Origin of the sequence: Halorussus rarus (assembly GCF_003369835.1) — an archaeon.
Taxonomy (GTDB): domain Archaea; phylum Halobacteriota; class Halobacteria; order Halobacteriales; family Haladaptataceae; genus Halorussus; species Halorussus rarus.
The window spans coordinates 60,284-77,313 of sequence record NZ_QPMJ01000005.1 but is presented as its reverse complement, the minus strand read 5'-3'; the positions used below and the strand labels follow the sequence as shown (position 1 = coordinate 77,313).

The following is a 17,030-nucleotide window of genomic DNA, read 5'->3' as shown; positions in this document are numbered from 1 at the left end:
CACAATCTAATGAGTTTAGTTCGGTACGTCGTTCGTCGGCTGACGCAGTCGGTCTTCGTGCTGTGGGGCGTAGCCACCATCACGTTCCTGTTGGTGTACGCCGCACCGGGCGACCCGATTCGGATCCTGATCGGGCCGAGCGCGGACGCCTCGACCATCGAGGCCGTCCGCGCCAAATACGGCCTCAATCAGCCGCTGTACGTCCAGTACGCCAAGTACCTGCTCAACGTCGCGGGCGGCGACCTCGGTCGCAGCATCCACTACGGGGTACCGGTGGTCGAGAAGATACTCGAACGGTTCCCGACCACCCTGCTGTTGGTGGCGTCCAGCTTCGCGTTCGCCATCGCCACCGCCGTCCCCATCGGGATCTTGTCCGCCAAGCGCCGCAACGAGGCCGTCGATCACGTGTTCCGCGTGCTCGGTCTGGTCGGGGTCAGCACGCCCAGCTTCTGGATCGGCCTCCTGCTCATCATCGTGTTCGCGTATCACCTCGGAATGTTCCCGGCGACCGAGCTCATCCTACCGTGGGAATCGCCCGGCGACGTCGAGGGAGCGTCGACGCGGTTCGAGGTCCTTCGGACGGCCGCGACCCACCTGGTGCTCCCGACGCTGACGCTGGGCACGCTCCAGATGGCGGCCATCATGCGCATCGAGCGGTCGTCGATGCTGGAGGTGCTCAACCAGGAGTACGTGAAGCTCGCGCGGGCGTTCGGCGTCCCCGAGCGTACCATCCTCCGGAAGCACGCCTTTCGGAACGCCCAACTGCCGGTGTTGACGGTGGTCGGACTGCAGTTGACGACGGCGCTGGGCGGCTCGGTGCTGACAGAGACGGTGTTCGACATCGGCGGGATGGGGACGCTGATAATCACCGCCGTGCGGGCGCGGGACTACCCGCTGGTGCTCGGGACGACGCTGTTCTTCGCCAGCATGTTCGTCGTCGGCGTCCTCGTGACCGACCTGCTGTACGCGTATCTCGATCCGCGCATCTCCTACGGGGAGGCTGATGTCTGATGAGCGAGACCGATGCCGACTCCTCGGCACGCACGCCGCGGTCGAGCTGGGACGAGGTCACGACCCAGCTACGACGGAACCCCACCTCGCGATGGGGGCTGTACATCATCACGGTGGTCGTCGCTGTTTCGCTGTGGGCGTTCGTCGACGGCGTCCTGTTGGACTACCACTTCGCGCGGACCTACTGGCACAACCCGATCAGCGCCGAACCCGGCTCGCGGTCGCTGCTCCCGCCGGTCGGTGTCACCAACGAGTTCGGCACCGGGACGTGGGAGCACCCGCTCGGGACCGACGACCGGGGTCGGGACATCCTCGTCCGGCTGGTCTACGGCACGCGCATCGCCATCCAGGTCGGCGTCATCGCGACGGGCGTGGGCGCGACCGTCGGCACCGTCGTCGGGGCGGTCTCGGGCTACTACGGCGGCTGGGTCGACGACCTCCTGCAGCGGATGGTCGAGACCCTCTACGCGATCCCGTTCCTCGTGCTGATGATCGCCATCATGTCGACGTTCGGGCGCGACCTCTGGATCGCCATCGTCGGGGTGAGCATCATCACGGTGCCGGTGTTCACCCGGCTCATCCGCTCGGAGGTGCTCAGCGTGCGCGAGGAGGAGTACGTCGAGGCCGCGAAGGCCGCCGGCGTCCGCGACCGCAACATCATCCGGCGCCACGTCATCCCGAACAGCTTCACGCCCGTACTGGTGCAGGCCACTCTCCAGGTCGGGGTGAATATTCTCATCGTCGCGGCCCTGTCGTTCCTCGGGTTCGGCGCACAGCCGCCCACCCCGTCGTGGGGGGCCATGCTGGCCCAGTCGCGGACGTACATGCTCCCCGACCCGTGGTTCAGCGTCTGGCCCGGGATAGCCATCCTCGTGACGGTGGTCGGGTTCAACCTGCTCGGCGACGGCCTGCGCGACGCCTTCGACCCTCGACTCGACGACTGAGATGAATACTGATATGATACGGACTACGACCGACGACCCCCTGTTCAATCCATGACTAACGAGCCACTGTTACGCGTCGAGAACCTGCGGACGCAGTTCCCCACCAGGACCGGTGCGGTCCGGGCTGTCGACGGAGTGTCGTTCACCGTCGAGCGCGGCGAGATCGTCGGCCTCGTCGGCGAGTCCGGCGCCGGCAAGAGCGTCGCCGTCCAGAGCTTGCTCCGGCTGGTCGACTCGCCCGGCCGCATCGTGGGTGGCGAGGTGACCTTCGACGGCGAGACCATCGTGGGGTTCGAAGACGACGAGGCCGACGAGGCCGACGAGCCGACGCCGCGCGAGGAGATGCTCTCCGAGCGGGCGATGCGCTCGCAGATCCGAGGCAACCAGATCGCCATCATCTTCCAGGACCCGATGGAGAGCCTCAACCCCGTGTTCACCGTCGGCGACCAGCTCCGCGAGTTTATCGAGCTGAACCGCGACCTCACGGGGGCTGCGGCCCGCGAACGCTCCATCGAGATCCTCCGGGAGGTCGGCATCCCGAAGCCGGACGAGCGGCTCGACGATTACCCCCACGAGTTCTCGGGCGGGATGCGCCAGCGCGTGCTCATCGCGATGGCGCTGGCGTGCGAGCCGAAGCTCGTCATCGCCGACGAGCCCACCACCGCGCTCGACGTGACCGTCGAGGGCCAGATACTCGACCTCGTGGACGACCTCCAGGCGCGGTACGACACCAGTTTCCTGTGGGTGACCCACGACATGGGCGTCGTCGCCGAGATCTGCGACCGGGTCAACGTGATGTACCTCGGCGAGGTGATCGAACGGGCCGACGTCGAGCGCCTGTTCTACGACCCCCAACACCCCTACACGGCGGCGCTGCTCGACTCGGTCCCGCGCCCCGACGAGACGGTCGACGAGCTCCGGCCGCTCCGGGGGACGATGCCCGAGCCCATCGATCCGCCGTCTGGCTGCCGGTTCCACGACCGGTGCCCGGACGCTCGCGAGGTCTGCACGCAGGTGCACCCGGACCTCCGGACGGTGACCGACGACGGCCAGCGGGCAGCGTGCCTGAAACACGATACCTTCGAAGCCGACTACGACGTGAGCCCGCCGCTGGACGGCGCGGGCGAGGGGGACGCCGAACGGGTCGCGGCCCTCGGAGCGGGTGATGACGATGAGTGACGACGCCGCAGACCCGCTGGTCAGCATCGACGGGCTGACCAAGTACTTCGAGAACTCCGATGGGCTACTGGCGGACCTCGAACTCGACTTCGAGGGCGGCGGCTTCCCGGTGCGGTACGATCGGAGTCGGGTCCAGGCGGTCGAGGACGTATCCTTCGATATCCGGCAGGGCGAGACGCTCGGGCTGGTCGGCGAGTCGGGCTGCGGGAAGTCGACGCTGGCGCGGGTCCTTCTCCGGTTGCTGGAGCCCACCGACGGCGCGGTCTACTTCGACGGGGAGAACCTCGCGGAGATGGGCCGCGAGCGGTTGCGCCAGCGCCGCAGGGACGTCCAGATGATATTCCAGGACCCCCAGTCGAGTCTCGACCCCCGGATGAAGATCGGGTCCATCATCGAGGAGCCGATGAAGGCCCACGACGTGCTCGACGAGGCGGGCCGCCGCGAACGCGCGGAGGAACTGCTGGAGGCCGTGGGGCTCGAACCCCAGTACTACGACCGCCGCCCGCACGAGTTCTCGGGCGGCCAGCGCCAGCGCATCAACCTCGCGCGGGCGCTATCGGTCGAGCCGGAGTTCGTGGTGCTCGACGAGCCCACCAGCGCGCTCGACGTCTCGATACAGGCCCAGATACTCGAACTCCTCGAGGAGCTCCAGGACGAGTTCGACCTCACGTACCTGTTCATCTCCCACGACCTCTCGGTCATCAGGTACGTCAGCGACCGCATCGCGGTGATGTATCTCGGGGAACTCGTCGAGATCGGCGACAAGGAGACCGTGTTCGCCGACCCGAGCCACCCGTACACGGAGTCGTTACTCTCCTCGATTCCCGTCCCGGACCCGAAGCACCGCGGCGAGCGCAGCGTCCTCAAGGGCGACGTACCCAGCCCCATCGACCCGCCGTCGGGCTGTCGATTCCGAACCCGATGCCGGAAACTCATCGCGCCCGCCGAGTACGACCTCGGCGACGAGGAATGGGACGGCGTCCGCCGGCTCATGCGGGCGGTCGAGCGGCGGGAGTTCGCCGCGGACGATCCCGCCGAGATACGTGAGCGCTTCTTCGACGGCCCGTTGACCGACGAGACGTGCGAGGAGGTGGTCGGGCGAGCGCTCGACCTGGTAGCAAACGACGAGTGGCCGCGGGCGACCGAGCTCTTGGTGGAGACGTTCGCCGAGCCGAGCGTCTGTGCGAAGCGAAGTCCGGCCCTCGAATCGCCGGACGGCGACGAGGCCGACCGCCGGGTGGCCTGCCACCGCCACAACCCGCCGGACGGCCGCCCCGAGGACGAGGTCCTCCGAGGTGACGCGAACGTGTAGCTCCTGTCTTCTCTCGCGGAACCGCTTACCGACCAACTTCGACGCGAAAACCGACGAAACACGCATGACGAAAGCCAAACTGCTCGAACGAATCGAGGACCAACGAGACGAACTCGTCGACCTGACCCGTCGACTGTGGGAGAGCCCGGAACTCGGCCTGCACGAGACCGAGTCGGCCGCCCTGCTGGCCGACAGGCTCGAGGCGGCGGGCTTCGAGGTCGAGCGCGGCGTCGGCGGTATGCCGACCGCGTTCGTGGCCTCCTACGGGTCGGGATCGCCCCGGATCGGCATTCTCGGGGAGTACGACGCCCTGCCGGACCTCTCTCAGGCGGTGACCGCCGAGCGCGAACCGGTCGAGGAGGGCGCGCCCGGCCACGGCTGCGGGCACAATCTGTTCGGAGTCGGGAGCCTCGGCGCGGCGCTCGCGCTCAAGGAGGAACTCGACGACGGACTCGACGGCACGGTCCGGTACTACGGCTGTCCGGCCGAGGAGACGCTGGTCGGGAAAGTGTACATGGCTCGCGACGGCGTCTTCGACGATCTCGACGCCGCGCTGACGTGGCACCCCAGCCACCTCACGGCTCCGTGGAAGTCGCGGTCGCTGGCGATGAACTCCCTGCGCTACGAGTTCTCTGGCCGGTCGGCCCACGCCGCCGACTCCCCGGAATCGGGCCGGAGCGCACTCGACGGCGTCGAACTCATGAACACGGGCGTCGAGTTCATGCGCGAGCACGTCTCCGACGACGCTCGCCTCCACTACACCATCCCCAACGGCGGCGGCGCACCCAACGTCGTGCCGGCGAGCGCGTCGGTCTGGTACTTCGTCCGGGCACCGACCCGCGAGGAGGTCGACCGCATCACGGAGTGGCTCGACGACGTCGCCGATGGCGCGGCGCAGATGACCCGGACCTCGGTCGAGCGCCGCTTTCTGACCGGCTGTTACGACTACCTCGCCAACGACGTGCTCTCGGACCGGCTGCTGGCGAACATGCGGGAACTCGGCCCGGTCGACTACTCCGACGACGACCGGGAGTTCGCTGCGGAGTTACAGGCGACCCTCGACGGGGAGACGATACGCGACCGGACCGACCAGCTCCCGCCGGACGCCCGCGAGGTAGCCCGCGGGCAGAGTCTCTACGCGGAGCCGCTCGAGTCGTACGACGAGGGAACCGTGCTGAGCGGGTCGACCGACGTGGGCGACGTGAGCTGGCTCGCGCCGACGGCCCAGTTCTGGTGTGCGTCGTGGCCGGTCGGGACGCCCTCCCACTCGTGGCAGGCCGTGGCCGCCAACGGCGACTTCGGCGCGAAGGCCGCCGTCTACGCGGCGAAGGCGCTCGCGATGACCGGGTTCGACCTGCTCGCGGACCCGTCCCTGGTCGAGGCGGCCGCGGAGGAGTTCCAGCGGACCCGGCCCCGCGACTACGAAACCCCGCTCCCGCCCGACGCCGAACCGCCGTTCGACGTGAACCCGGGGTGATCTATCGACGAACCGCTCGCCGACGACCGACGACGATTCGACTACCCGACGACCGACGACGACTCCACCACACATGACAGACAACACCGACGACTACCGACTCGCTACCAAGACGTGGGAAGAGGCCGAAGCGAAGTTCGAGACCGCCGACTTCGTGGTCCTTCCCTGCGGAAGCACCGAACAACACTCCACACACCTGCCGACCTCCGTCGACACGTTGCGTTCGAAGCACCTCACCCACGAACTCGCCGAGGCCGCGCCCGCACACGACCTCGAACTGCTCGTGCTACCGCCGCTGCCGTACGGCTACTCCGAGCACCATTTGCCGTTCTCGGGAACGATCACGCTCGACGCCGACACGTACCAGGACGTGATAGTCGACATCGGCCGATCGGTGAAGGAACACGGCGGCGAGCGGTTACTCATCACCAACTTCCACGCCGGCAACGTGGAGCCCCACAAGCTCGCCATCGACCGGCTCCAGCGCGACCACGGCCTCAGGACCCACTACGTCAACTGGACGGACTTCGCGCGCGACGAACTCGAGGCGGAGTTCGGCGACGACTGGGGTCACGCGGGAGAACACGAGACCAGTGTCATCGAGCACTACCGCCCGGAACTCGTCCGGACCGAGAACAAGCGACCCCAGACGATGAAGGAGAACGGCGACACCACCCAGCAACGCTACTTCACCGACCTCACGGTCGAGGGCGGACTGGGCGACCCCACCGACTCGGACCCCGAGTTCGTGGCATCGGTCATCGAGCGAACTACCGACAGGATACTCCGGAAACTCGCGGCCGACCTGGACCGATGACCGGGGCCGACTCCGGCGCCACGGTCTGCCTGACCGTCGACTTCGACGCCGTCTCGGCGTGGATCCACTCGTTCGACGAGGCCGACAGTCCCACGAACCTCTCGCGGGGGCTGTTCGGCGCGGACGTGGGCGCGCCGCGACTGCTCGCACTGCTCGACGAGTACGACCTCTCGACGACGTGGTTCGTCCCGGGCCACACCGTCGAGAGCTTCCCCGAGGTCGTCGAGGAGGTGTGGGCCGGCGGCCACGAGATCGAACACCACGGCTGGTCGCACACCCGTCCGTCGAACTACGCTGACCGGGCCAGCGAGCGCGCCGATATCGAGCGCGGCATAGACGCCATCGAGTCGCTGACCGGGCGACGACCGGCGGGGTACCGCTCGCCGTCGTGGGACTTCTCGCCGAACACGCTCGGGATACTCCGGGAACTGGGCTTCGCGTGGGACTCGAGCCAGATGGCGCACGACTTCGAGCCGTACCGGCTCCGGGAGGGCTGGCGGGCCCCCGCGGACGCGCCCTACGAGCGGGGCGAGCCGACCGACGTGGTCGAGGTCCCCGTGTCGTGGCAGCGCGACGACTTCCCGGCGCTGGCGTTCAGCCGGCAGCGGGGGTTCGCCGTCGAGACGGCCGTGTTCGACATGTGGCGGCGACAGTTCGACTGGATACGCGAGCACGTCGACGGCGGGGTGTACGTGCTCACGGTCCATCCGCAGGTCGTCGGCCAGAGCCACCGGCTGGCCAACCTCGAATCGCTGTTAGATCACATGGTGGCGGCCGACGACGTCGCGTTCGAAACCGTCGACTCGGTCGTCGCTGGGTACTCCGACTGACCATGTCCGACGACCCACTGGCGGCTATCGTGACGGGCGCCGGTAGCGGTATCGGCCGGGCGATCGCGTCGGCGCTCGCGACGGACTCGCGGTACGGGTACGTGGCGTGCGCCGACGTCGACCCGCCCGAGGGTTCCGACGCGCCCGACAACCGTCTCGCCTCGTTCGAACTCGACGTGCGCGACGAGGCCGCGTTGCGGGAGATGGTCGAGACGGTGGCCGGAGAGGCCCGCATCGGCGCGGTCGTAAACAACGTCGGCGTCTCCAGGGACGTCTCGATAGCCGACCTCACCGCCGACGAGTGGGACAGGCTGTTCGACGTCAACCTCAAGAGCTACTTCACGCTCGTCCGCGAGGCTGCACCCCACCTCCGCGAGCGCGACCGCGCGTTCGTCGTCAACGTCTCCAGCACGGCCGGACTCGTCGGGAGCGCGTCGGCCGGCGTCCACTACTCGGCGTCGAAGGCCGGGGTTCTCGGTCTCACGAAGGGGCTGGCCAAGGAACTAGGGCCGGCGGTGAACGTGAACTGCGTCGTCCCGGGCGTGGTGGACACGCCGCTCCTGACCGACTCGGGGCTCTGGACGGAATCGGACCTCGAAGCGTTCGCGGGTGACCTCCCGCTCGAACGCGTCGGCGACCCCGAAGAGGTAGCGGAGGTCGTCCGTTTCCTCTGCAGTCCGGCGGCCTCCTACGTGACCGGGAGTGTGCTGTCCGTCGACGGCGGGCTCACGATGCGGTGACGCGACCCGTCACAACCCAGTCCGCCAAATCACCGCCTCTGGACGTTGCTCACGAGCAGAACGCGATCTTCCATGACGTCTTTCTCGACCAGTCTCCCCGCTGACAGCTACCGGTGAGTTCGGAGTTTGAAAAGCCGCGCGGGCCGGCCGGCCGGGGAAAACCGCCCGCGCGGGGAATGGGGACCGCTGCGGTGAAACGCTTGTCGCGTTTCGGGAAGGGCTCGACGCTAGCCCTTAGCCGCCCATAATCACCAGGGGCATATATGTCTTCCCGTCATCGAAGCGTCAGCGTTCGCCCCGTTTCGATACACGATTTCCGCGAAGCTTACCGGATTCGCCGGGTAGCGATCTCGGCGCCCTCGACGAGCGCGTCCAGCTTCGCCCACGCGATCTCGGGGTCGACCATCCCGAGTCCGGCCTGCGTCCCGAAGCCGCAGTCCGGCGCGGCGACCAGCGGCGTCGAGTCGTCGACCGCGTCGTCGACCCGCTCCAGGCGGTCGGCGATCGTCTCGGGGTGGTCGATGACGTTCGTCTTCACGTCGACGACGCCCGGCATCAGCGTCCAGCCGTCCGGGAGCGGGTGCTCGGCGAACGCCCGGTACTCGTGCTGGTGACGGGGATTGGCCTGCTCGATGCTGAGTCCCGAGATGTCGGCCTCGTAGATCTCCGGGAGCATCTCGACCAGGTCCGTGTCGAGGTGATGGGGCCCCTCGTAGCTCCCCCAGCAGGTGTGGAGTCGGACCTGTTCCGCCGGGACGCCCGACAGCGCCTCGTTGAGCGCCTCGACGTTGAGGCGCGTCGCCTCCTTGACCGCCTCGAGGGGTTCGTCAGCGTAGGCTGCCGTCTGGCCGATGGTGAGCAGTTCCGGTGCGTCGATCTGGAGGGTCGCTCCGGCCTCGGCGACGAGCTCGTACTCCTCGGCCATCGCGTCCGCGACGGCGAACAGGAACTCCTTGTAGGAGTCGTAGTAGTCGTTGACGTGGGTCGCGGCCACGACGCTGGGCGACGCCGAGGTCACGAACGTCTCCTCGAAGTCGGCGTCGACGGCCGCCAGCGCGTCGTGGAACTGTGCGAGTTCGGCCTCGGCCTCGTCGTGGCCGGTGTACTCGACGGGGCCGGTGACGACGGGCTGCATCGAGAGGTCGATGACGTCCGTCTTGAACGTCTCCTCCGCGTAGTCGGGGAACTCCTGGAGGTCCGCCCAGAGCTCCTGCTCGCGCTCGCCCTCGATACCGCTGAGGCGGTCCGCGACGTACCAGTTGAACGAGACCCGGGACTGCTCGCCGTTGTTGGCGACGTCGAGGCCGACGTCGGCCTGGCGCTCGACGACTCTGCGCGTGGCGTCGGCGACGGTGGCGTCCCACTCTTCGGGGTCGACGTCCTCGCCGTCCTGCCGCTGTTTGAGGAGGTCGAGCAGTTCCGGCGGTCGCGGGAGACTTCCGACGTGCGTCGTGCGAATCCGGTCGTTCGTGGACATCGATTACTCGTGCGAGTAATAGTTTTCGGCCCCAATATAACCAACGGTAGTCACTTCGGCGCGGTCCGATGCGTGACGAGAACGGTACGGTGTCGTCGGCGTTCTACTACCGCGGGGCTGGCGTTCAGCGGCGCGGCGACCCGGGTCCCGGGTCGGCGTCCCACCGACCGAACAGCGCCGGCAGGACGTCGCCGGCGACGAACTCGGCCGCCTCGGTGCCGCCATCATCCGGTCGGCGCCACCGTCGAGGGTTCGGCGGTAGAAACGGGGTCCGAGACGACAAACAAAACGACGACCGCCACGGAGACGGAGACCGTGACCGAAATCGAGCCGTCGCCGGCGACAGCGAACCCTCGCCGGTCCGGTACGCCTAATTCCTCGAACGTCCTACGCCCGGTATGGCTGAGGATTCGGCGTTCACCGGCGAGGGACTGGCGCTCGGGCTGAGTATCGGACTCTCCATCGGCGTCGGCCTCAGTGTCTCGCTCGACAGCTTCGCGTACCTCGGAGTCGGCGTCGCCCTCGGCATCGCGTTCGCAGTCGCCTTCTCCGAGGACGAGCGCGAGGAGGGAGACGGCGGGGAGGTCGCCAAGTAGTCAGACCGTGTGGTAGCCGCCGTCCACGTACAGCATGTGGCCGGTGACGTACGACGCGTCGTCGCCAGCCAGGAGGAGGTACGCGCCGGCGGGGTCTTCGGGAGTCCCAAGTCGGTCTATCGGGCTGTTCCAGTCGAGCGCCTCCGGGTCGGGCTCGGGCGGGACGCCTCGCCGACGATGAACGTCTCCTCGCGGTCGGCGTCTCTAGAGGGGTTCTCCTCTCCGAACGTGGTCCCGATGATGCCCGGAGCGACCGCGTTCACTCGGATGCCGACTGCGCCAGCTCCGCGGGGGCGACCCGCAGTATCATGATTCGACGAAAAACTGCGGAGTGTTTGATTTTGCTACGTACTCAACGCGGTCACGATGTCTTCGACCGTGAAGAGCCGAAGATCGTCTCGCTCTGCGGCCGCCTCCTCGACGGACTGTTTGAATCCGCTCCGCGAGAACAGCGCGTACTTCTCGACCCGACCCCTACCGTCGCTTGGCGTCCACCGGAGTTCCTCGACGTGTCGTTCGAGTTTCGAGAGTGCGTCGTAGCCGAGCGGCGACTGCCGGAATTTACACTCGCCGGCGATGAGGGTTTCGCCCGCAGTGAGGCCCACGACGTCGACCTCGTGTTCACCGTACCACCACTGCCCGGTCTTCGTGATCGTGTACTCCGGGTAGAGTGACCGGAGCGCCGAACAGCATACCTCCTCGAACGACCGGCTCCCGAAATCGGCCAGTTCCGGCTCGACGAGCGCGTCGTACGCGTCCGCTCCGAGTTCGTCGTACTGCTCGCCGGTCCCGTAGACGAAGTGGAACCGGAAGCGGAAGAACGGGTCCCGAATGCGGTATCGGCTCCGCTTGCTCCGTTCTTTCCGTTCGGTGATCGGCACGTGCTGATCGACGAGGCGGAGTCGGGAGAGTCGATTGAGGTACTTCGAGAGTTGATTGTAGTCGATACCCGTCGTCCCTGCGATCTCGTTCCGACTGGTGCTTCCCCCGGCGATGGCCTCCAGGATCGAGAAGTACCGCGTCGGTTCCGTAAGCTCCATCCGAAGCACGTAGTCCGGTTCGTCGTGGAGGGTCCCGTGGCGCGAGAGAATCGTCTGCCGGACGTTCTCCGGGAGGGTCGCGTCGGGCGAGAGCTCTTCGAGGTAGTACGGGACGCCGCCGAACACGCCCCAGGTGAGGACTTGCTCGTCCGCGGTGTACGCATCGTCGTTCTCACTTAATCGGGAAACGGAGTAGAGCGCCGATGCCGCCGAAGTTGTCGGCCAACTGCGCCCCACGCTCAGTGTCGGTCGAAGTCACGCACAACTCACCACCTTGTTGGGAGACTTCGGTTTCGAGTTCCTCTCGTTCATCTCGCGGAACGGAAGACGCTACTAATGCTGTTTCCACGGCTCCGTATTCGATCGCCTGCTCAACCTCTGTGCTCCCGTATGCGACTGTACCCCCGCCACGGAGGCGGGAATAGAACTTGTCGAGGTGCTCGCGAGCCTCTTGCTGTTCGGCATCGAGGAGACGGCTCTCTGCTTTGTCTACGAGTTGGTGGAGTCCCTGCGTATTCCCATACTCCACGGGATACGTTCCGAGAAGTCGGTCTTTCAATCGATGGTCGAGGTAGTCACCGGAGACGAACTTCTTAGCGGTTGCGAGTGTTCCGCCGATAACCAAGCCAGTCACTGCGTCGTCTCCGATGAGTGCTTCGTTGGCGATGTCCCCGACTTTCTGGAAGAACTCGTGGGCTTGCCGCTCCCGTTCACGTTCGAACCGCTGGGCGGATTGACCGCCTGCTCGGACTTCCCCATGACTTGGCTCTCGAATGAACGGATGGGGATAATGCGCTCACCGACGAGTCGTCCGATGGCGGCTCGCCCTCGTTCAATTACTACGAGTCCGAACGTGTCGCTCGGTGCGACAACGTCGATTAACGGCGTCAAATCAAAGTGGTCGTCGCACCGGTACGTAGATTCCGTGACGGGTCGCGGGAGATCGTCGAAGACGTGGGACGTGAGTTCTCCGTCTACCACACCCGCGTACACGACGAGACCGTTTTCTGGGGTCTCCTGGTATCGTTGGAGGATGCGCTGGATGCGTTTGAGTGCTTGCTGTACACGGTTTCGTATCTGGTCGGACTTGATGTTCTCGGCACCTGCGTGTTCTTGTGCGATACGCTCACGGATGGAACTGATCGACTTCGAGGACGGCATCGTGATCGTGACGAGTTCGGTTCCTTCCCCTTCGAGCGGTTCAAGCTGGTCGATCTTGTCCCGGAGGTCGTATGCTTCTGACATTAGCTGCTGGTGGTTGATGGTAGTCGACGGACAGTGCCCTGAGGCCAATCTCGGCCCCAGCCACCAGCTACGAGAACACGAAGATGCCACTCCCCGTCCGCACTGCGCTACCAAGACGGGAACAGAGGTGGCACATGACGGGAGAAACGCCGTCTACGTTAAAAAATCTTTGTGGGGCGGGATGCTTCTAAGTCCGTCAGCCTCCCCACATCGACTTCCATGAGCGGTTGACCGGCAAAGCCCTCAAGGTGTTCTATTACCTCGATGAGCCGTGTACCGTCTTCGAGATCGTTGAGCAAAACGAAGAGGAGGATGAGAGGGACGTAGAGGAGTTCATCAAGGAGATCAAGACCTCCCAAGAGTACATCAGGATCCGCCCCATTCGGGACAAAATCAACTCCGAGACAGTCCCCGACAGCCCGAGCGGCTCTTCGCTATTGAGCGAACGTGCGCTGGTACACTCGACGAAGATAAGCTCTTCCTCGGGATCGTCGGTAGCCAGCGAATCCCTCAGTCCGTCATGGCCGCTTCGGTTTCGGTGGCGGACTGGTTCGGCGTCCGAATCGGCGATGTGGACAACCAGAGTAGCGCCGCGAGCGCCATGATACCTACTCCGGACACCATCAGCATATCGATGACCCCGGTGTGCGTGACAATTTCTCCGGCAAGGAACTGCGCGGTCCCGCCCGCAAGCGACATCGTCATCGAAATACCTGAGAGCGCCGTCGCTCGGCCAGTAGACTCCAATCGGTCGTTGAGGTATTGATTCCGGAGCGGACCAGTTATCGAGCGGGAGCCCCGCAACATGAAGAACACGACGATTATCATCTGCGGGAGGAAATAGACGGTCGCGTACGCCACCACGACGAGCGGCACGAGTAGCACGAACGCCGTCCGGATGCCCAGGCGCTCTTCGACCGTCCCGGCGAGCGAGGCGGCCCCCGCCGACAGCAGTTTGAAGACGCCGTACATGATGCCGATGAGTGTTACGGGCATGCCGACCTCGACCGCCGCGGGTTGCTCGTAGGAGCGCGCGATTTCCAGAACCGCGAAGAACAGCGAGACGTACAGAACGAACCACCGGATTTTCGGTTCGCTGACTTGGACGTGAAGCGCTGCCACCGCGTCCTGAAGACCGAAGGGGTCCTCGTCCTCGTCTTCAACTTTGACTTTCGGAAGCGATAGCAAGACGGGAATACCGAGGGCACTCAGCGCCGCGTTAGCGAAGAACGGAATCACCGGGTTGATAGCGAAAAGCGCGCCCGCCGAAGCGGCCGCGAGCGCCGACGTACCGAGCGTGAACGACCTTCCGCGGCCGTTAATTCGGGCGAATTGGGATTCGTCCAACCGCCGTTCGAGCATCTCGTAGAGCCACGCCTCGGACGTGCCGGACTTGAACGACGTACCGAACGCCCAGACGACGTACAGCACGACGAATCCGGGGAACGAATCCGCAAACGGATAGATTCCCATTACCAGCGCGACGAGCGAGTTTCCGAGTATGAGGCTCTGGCGTCTCCCGATCCGGTCTCCGAGATAGCCCGTCGGGATCTCGGCCGCGACCACTGCGAACAGAAAGGCCCCCTGCGTGAACCCGATAACGTCGAGTCCGAGACCCCGATGCTGCATATAGAGGATACCGACCGGAATGAAGAACCCGTTGTTGAGAGAGATACGATACAGGTAATAGCGCCATATCGTCAGTCGTTCGCTCGATGTCATATCTACCGACTCAAATCGCTGTTACGACGGAGCAGTTGCGGAGTCCGGTTCATCAGACAGTAAACATTTCTACTACAGTTTCAGTTAATAGTTACTTATTACAATTTTAAAATGCTGACTTCCGGACAGCGCCCGTCCAGATTTTATATCGCATATTTTGATTTATGGTTCTCGGAGCGTTTTCTCTTTGTATTCTGTGTTGTATGGTTGTCCAGAGCAGACAACCACGCACCACAAACACTAAACCAACTGACTGTATTGCTCTACCCAGCGAAATCCATGCCCTTCGAATCACCCCTACACCGAGCGACCGGCCTTCTCGGCCGTCCCAGCACAGCGTCGGGGAAATATAAATGACGCCGACAGACGTACCGACGCGCATGAACGACGAGTCTACGGCCGATCCTCCCCCGGAGGATGCCCACGCCGACGCGGCAGCGGCGTTCGTCGACCGGGAGCGGTCTCGGCACGGCGACGAGATCACCGGACTGTACGTCTTCGGGTCGACCGTCCGCGGCGGAGCGAGCGGTCGGTCGAGCGACGTCGACGTCCTCGTCGTCCTCTCGGACGGCCCTGACGGAGACGATATCGCCGACTCTCTCCGCGACACCGCGTACGACGCGATGCTCGAACACGGTCCCGTCGTCGAACTCCACATCCTCACCGAGTCTCCGTTCACCTGGTACCGAGAGGAGGGGAACCCGTTCGTCCGCAACGCCGTCGCCGAGGATCGGTCGTATGCCTGACGGCGAACCACGGGACGGTGACTCCCGGGACAGTGACGACTGCCCAGGCGGTCCGACGGTCGAACGGGAACTCGGGCAGGCCCGGCAGGCGCTCCCCGACGCCGACGCGGGTCGCGACGCCGGCCTCTCGGACGCGGCAGTCGTCAACCGCCTCTACTACGCGACCTTCCACGCCGTTCAGGCCGCGCTCTACGACCGCGGGTGCGAACCCACCTCGCACGGCGGCGTGCTGTCGCTGTTCGGTACGGAGATCGTCGCCACCGGCGACGCGCCGCGCGAGCGCGGCCGGTTCCTGTACGAGTTGTCCGAGTTCCGCCAGCAGGCCGACTACGGCTACGGAACTATCGACGAGGACGTCGGGGAGTTCCTTCGACGGACCCGACGGTTCGTCTCCGAGAAGGAATCCCTCTGCGACTCGACCGAGTGACCATGCCGAACTACGCACGCTTCGACACCCTCGACGACTTCGAGCGGTTCTACCGCGAGGAGATCGCGCCCGCGCTCCGCGACGACCCGGACGCCGACGTCGACCCCGACCGCGAGACCCCGACCTACGCCTGGCTCAAGCGCAACTACTCGGGGTTCGTCGAACGCCTCCGCCGCGATTACGACCTCTCGCCCGGCGACTTCTACGACGCGGTGGGTCTTCCGCCGAGCGGGGACGACGACGATGAAGGCGATTGGGGTATCGACCACGAGCCCACGGCTCAAGCGCTCGACGATTACCTCGAAGAGCTCGAACGCGACCGCGGGCGGGCCGAGACCACGGTCGGCCCCCGCCGTTCCCGTCTCCGGACCTACGTCACGACCTACTGCGAGACGACCGGTACCGACGACCTGCTCACGCCGCTGCTGGACGAGACCGCCAAGCCAGACGAGATCGCGCGCGTGCGCGATACCTTCCGCGTGCTCGACGACGAGCTTGGGACGCTCGCCTCGAAGAAGAAGTACGTCTCCGCCGTCCAGAACTGGTACACGTTCCTCGAGGAGATGGGCCGCGGACTCTACAATCCCGCGTCGAATCTCCTGAACCGGTTCGGGTGGGACGAGGACCCCCGTTACGACCACCCGGCGCTCGGCCGCGACGACCTCGCCGCCCTCCTGGCGGCGGCGGACGGAGACGAGCGGTTCCTCCTGCTCGCGCTCGCCGGCTGGGGACTGCGACCCGTGGAGACCTGCGAACTCCACGTCGACCAGCTCGTGCTCGACCCCGGCGACGGGGACGTCCCCTACGTCGAGTTCGCTGCGGGCGAGCGAAAGAACGCACGCCGCACGCGGAACACGGTCGAACTCCTGGTTGGCGTCGACGCGGTCCGCAACCGCATCGACGCACTCGACGAAAACGACGCGTGGACCGGCTACCTCCTCCCCGGGCAGTCAGACGGCCGACCCATGACGACGGAGACCGCGCGGCGGTGGTTCCGCGAACTGGGCGAGCGGGCGGACGTTCAGGTCGCGGGCGGCCCGCCGCTGCCGAAGATGGGTCGGCGGACGTGGTACCGGCTCTACCGCCGCCAGCGCCCGTCCATCAGGGCGGGTACCGCTGCGGTCGCGTCGGCCCAGGGCAGCCGGGACGCCTCGGTCTCCGAGCGCAACTACCTCGACGAGCGCACGCGTCGGCTGGCGCGCGCCGACGCCATGCGCGACCTCGTTCGATCGGAGCTCGCGGACATCTTCGACCGGTATCTCTGACGGACACTTGTCTTCCCGTCGAGCTTCTTCTCGCCCGGCCTTACTTACACTGTTTGTTACAAGTGCCCGTTACAAACGGTTAGTTGTAACATTGGTATTAGTTCCAACAGGTGGGTGTCGATTACTGGTCGGCACCCACTAACCGGTTGCGGCAAACGATTCCTGGAACCAGTTACTCCGAGTGATTCATCCGAATGTTCGC

Annotated in this window: 16 protein-coding genes and 3 pseudogenes; 12 read left to right on the top strand and 7 right to left on the bottom strand. The window is 65.7% G+C overall.

Annotation, left to right across the window (positions count from 1 at the left end):
* The first annotated feature begins 9 nt into the window (after nt 1-9).
* The 8 genes from DVR07_RS20885 to DVR07_RS20850 all read left to right on the top strand — a co-directional run bounded on the left by DVR07_RS20885 (nt 10) and on the right by DVR07_RS20850 (nt 8,310).
* Complete coding sequence (locus DVR07_RS20885; protein ID WP_115799262.1) at nt 10-1,011, top strand: ABC transporter permease; 1,002 nt, start codon at nt 10-12, stop codon at nt 1,009-1,011.
* Nucleotides 1,011-1,955, top strand: coding sequence for an ABC transporter permease (locus tag DVR07_RS20880; protein WP_115799261.1), 945 nt, complete (start codon nt 1,011-1,013; stop codon nt 1,953-1,955). Before DVR07_RS20885 ends, DVR07_RS20880 begins: the two co-directional genes overlap by 1 nt.
* A gap of 51 nt (nt 1,956-2,006) precedes the next feature.
* A complete protein-coding gene (locus DVR07_RS20875) occupies nt 2,007-3,134 on the top strand; it encodes an ABC transporter ATP-binding protein (protein ID WP_115799260.1) in 1,128 nt (375 codons plus the stop codon).
* Entirely contained in the window at nt 3,127-4,446 is a 1,320-nt protein-coding gene (locus tag DVR07_RS20870; protein WP_240147653.1) for an ABC transporter ATP-binding protein, read from the top strand. The genes DVR07_RS20875 and DVR07_RS20870 overlap by 8 nt, the downstream gene beginning before the upstream one ends.
* A 64-nt stretch (nt 4,447-4,510) precedes the next feature.
* Nucleotides 4,511-5,923 carry an amidohydrolase gene (locus tag DVR07_RS20865; RefSeq protein WP_115799258.1) on the top strand — a complete coding sequence of 471 codons (1,413 nt, stop codon included), beginning with the start codon at nt 4,511-4,513 and terminating at the stop codon, nt 5,921-5,923.
* Between the two features lie 73 nt (nt 5,924-5,996).
* Entirely contained in the window at nt 5,997-6,740 is a 744-nt protein-coding gene (locus DVR07_RS20860) for a creatininase family protein (protein WP_115799257.1), read from the top strand.
* Complete coding sequence (locus DVR07_RS20855) at nt 6,737-7,570, top strand: polysaccharide deacetylase family protein (RefSeq protein WP_115799256.1); 834 nt, start codon at nt 6,737-6,739, stop codon at nt 7,568-7,570. Before DVR07_RS20860 ends, DVR07_RS20855 begins: the two co-directional genes overlap by 4 nt.
* Nucleotides 7,571-7,572: 2 nt before the next feature.
* Entirely contained in the window at nt 7,573-8,310 is a 738-nt protein-coding gene (locus DVR07_RS20850; RefSeq protein ID WP_115799255.1) for an SDR family NAD(P)-dependent oxidoreductase, read from the top strand.
* Nucleotides 8,311-8,635: 325 nt separating this feature from the next.
* Here DVR07_RS20850 and DVR07_RS20845 read toward each other — a convergent pair whose 3' ends face one another.
* Complete coding sequence (locus DVR07_RS20845) at nt 8,636-9,787, bottom strand: cobalamin-independent methionine synthase II family protein (protein WP_115799254.1); 1,152 nt, start codon at nt 9,785-9,787, stop codon at nt 8,636-8,638.
* 398 nt (nt 9,788-10,185) lie between these two features.
* Here DVR07_RS20845 and DVR07_RS20840 point away from each other — a divergent pair, with 398 nt between their 5' ends.
* Nucleotides 10,186-10,383, top strand: a complete 198-nt coding sequence (locus DVR07_RS20840) for a hypothetical protein (protein WP_115799253.1) — start codon at nt 10,186-10,188, stop codon at nt 10,381-10,383.
* Here DVR07_RS20840 and DVR07_RS20835 read toward each other — a convergent pair.
* From DVR07_RS20835 to DVR07_RS20815, 6 genes and pseudogenes are all read right to left on the bottom strand, one after another.
* Nucleotides 10,384-10,509: pseudogene (locus DVR07_RS20835) on the bottom strand (SDR family oxidoreductase); the annotation flags it as partial. It lies immediately after the preceding gene.
* A gap of 218 nt (nt 10,510-10,727) precedes the next feature.
* Nucleotides 10,728-11,591 (bottom strand): annotated as a pseudogene (locus DVR07_RS20830) (ATP-binding protein); the annotation flags it as partial.
* A gap of 4 nt (nt 11,592-11,595) precedes the next feature.
* Entirely contained in the window at nt 11,596-12,198 is a 603-nt protein-coding gene (locus tag DVR07_RS22445) for a Vms1/Ankzf1 family peptidyl-tRNA hydrolase (protein ID WP_240318914.1), read from the bottom strand.
* 161 nt (nt 12,199-12,359) lie between these two features.
* A pseudogene (locus tag DVR07_RS22680) lies at nt 12,360-12,584 on the bottom strand (peptide chain release factor aRF-1); the annotation flags it as partial.
* 242 nt (nt 12,585-12,826) lie between these two features.
* Nucleotides 12,827-13,027: a hypothetical protein gene (locus tag DVR07_RS22720; protein ID WP_115799252.1), complete on the bottom strand. Its 201-nt coding sequence runs from the start codon at nt 13,025-13,027 to the stop codon at nt 12,827-12,829.
* Nucleotides 13,028-13,178: 151 nt separating this feature from the next.
* Nucleotides 13,179-14,390 (bottom strand): MFS transporter, encoded by a 1,212-nt coding sequence (locus DVR07_RS20815; protein WP_115799251.1) that lies wholly within the window; start codon nt 14,388-14,390, stop codon nt 13,179-13,181.
* 380 nt (nt 14,391-14,770) lie between these two features.
* Here DVR07_RS20815 and DVR07_RS20810 point away from each other — a divergent pair, with 380 nt between their 5' ends.
* The 3 genes from DVR07_RS20810 to DVR07_RS20800 are packed head-to-tail and all read left to right on the top strand — an operon-like array spanning nt 14,771 to nt 16,828.
* Nucleotides 14,771-15,136, top strand: coding sequence for a nucleotidyltransferase domain-containing protein (locus DVR07_RS20810; protein ID WP_240147651.1), 366 nt, complete (start codon nt 14,771-14,773; stop codon nt 15,134-15,136).
* Nucleotides 15,129-15,563, top strand: a complete 435-nt coding sequence (locus DVR07_RS20805) for a HEPN domain-containing protein (protein WP_115799249.1) — start codon at nt 15,129-15,131, stop codon at nt 15,561-15,563. Before DVR07_RS20810 ends, DVR07_RS20805 begins: the two co-directional genes overlap by 8 nt.
* Before the next feature lie 2 nt (nt 15,564-15,565).
* On the top strand, nt 15,566-16,828 hold the full coding sequence (locus tag DVR07_RS20800; protein WP_115799248.1) for a tyrosine-type recombinase/integrase: 1,263 nt from the start codon (nt 15,566-15,568) through the stop codon (nt 16,826-16,828).
* The last annotated feature ends 202 nt before the right edge of the window (nt 16,829-17,030 follow it).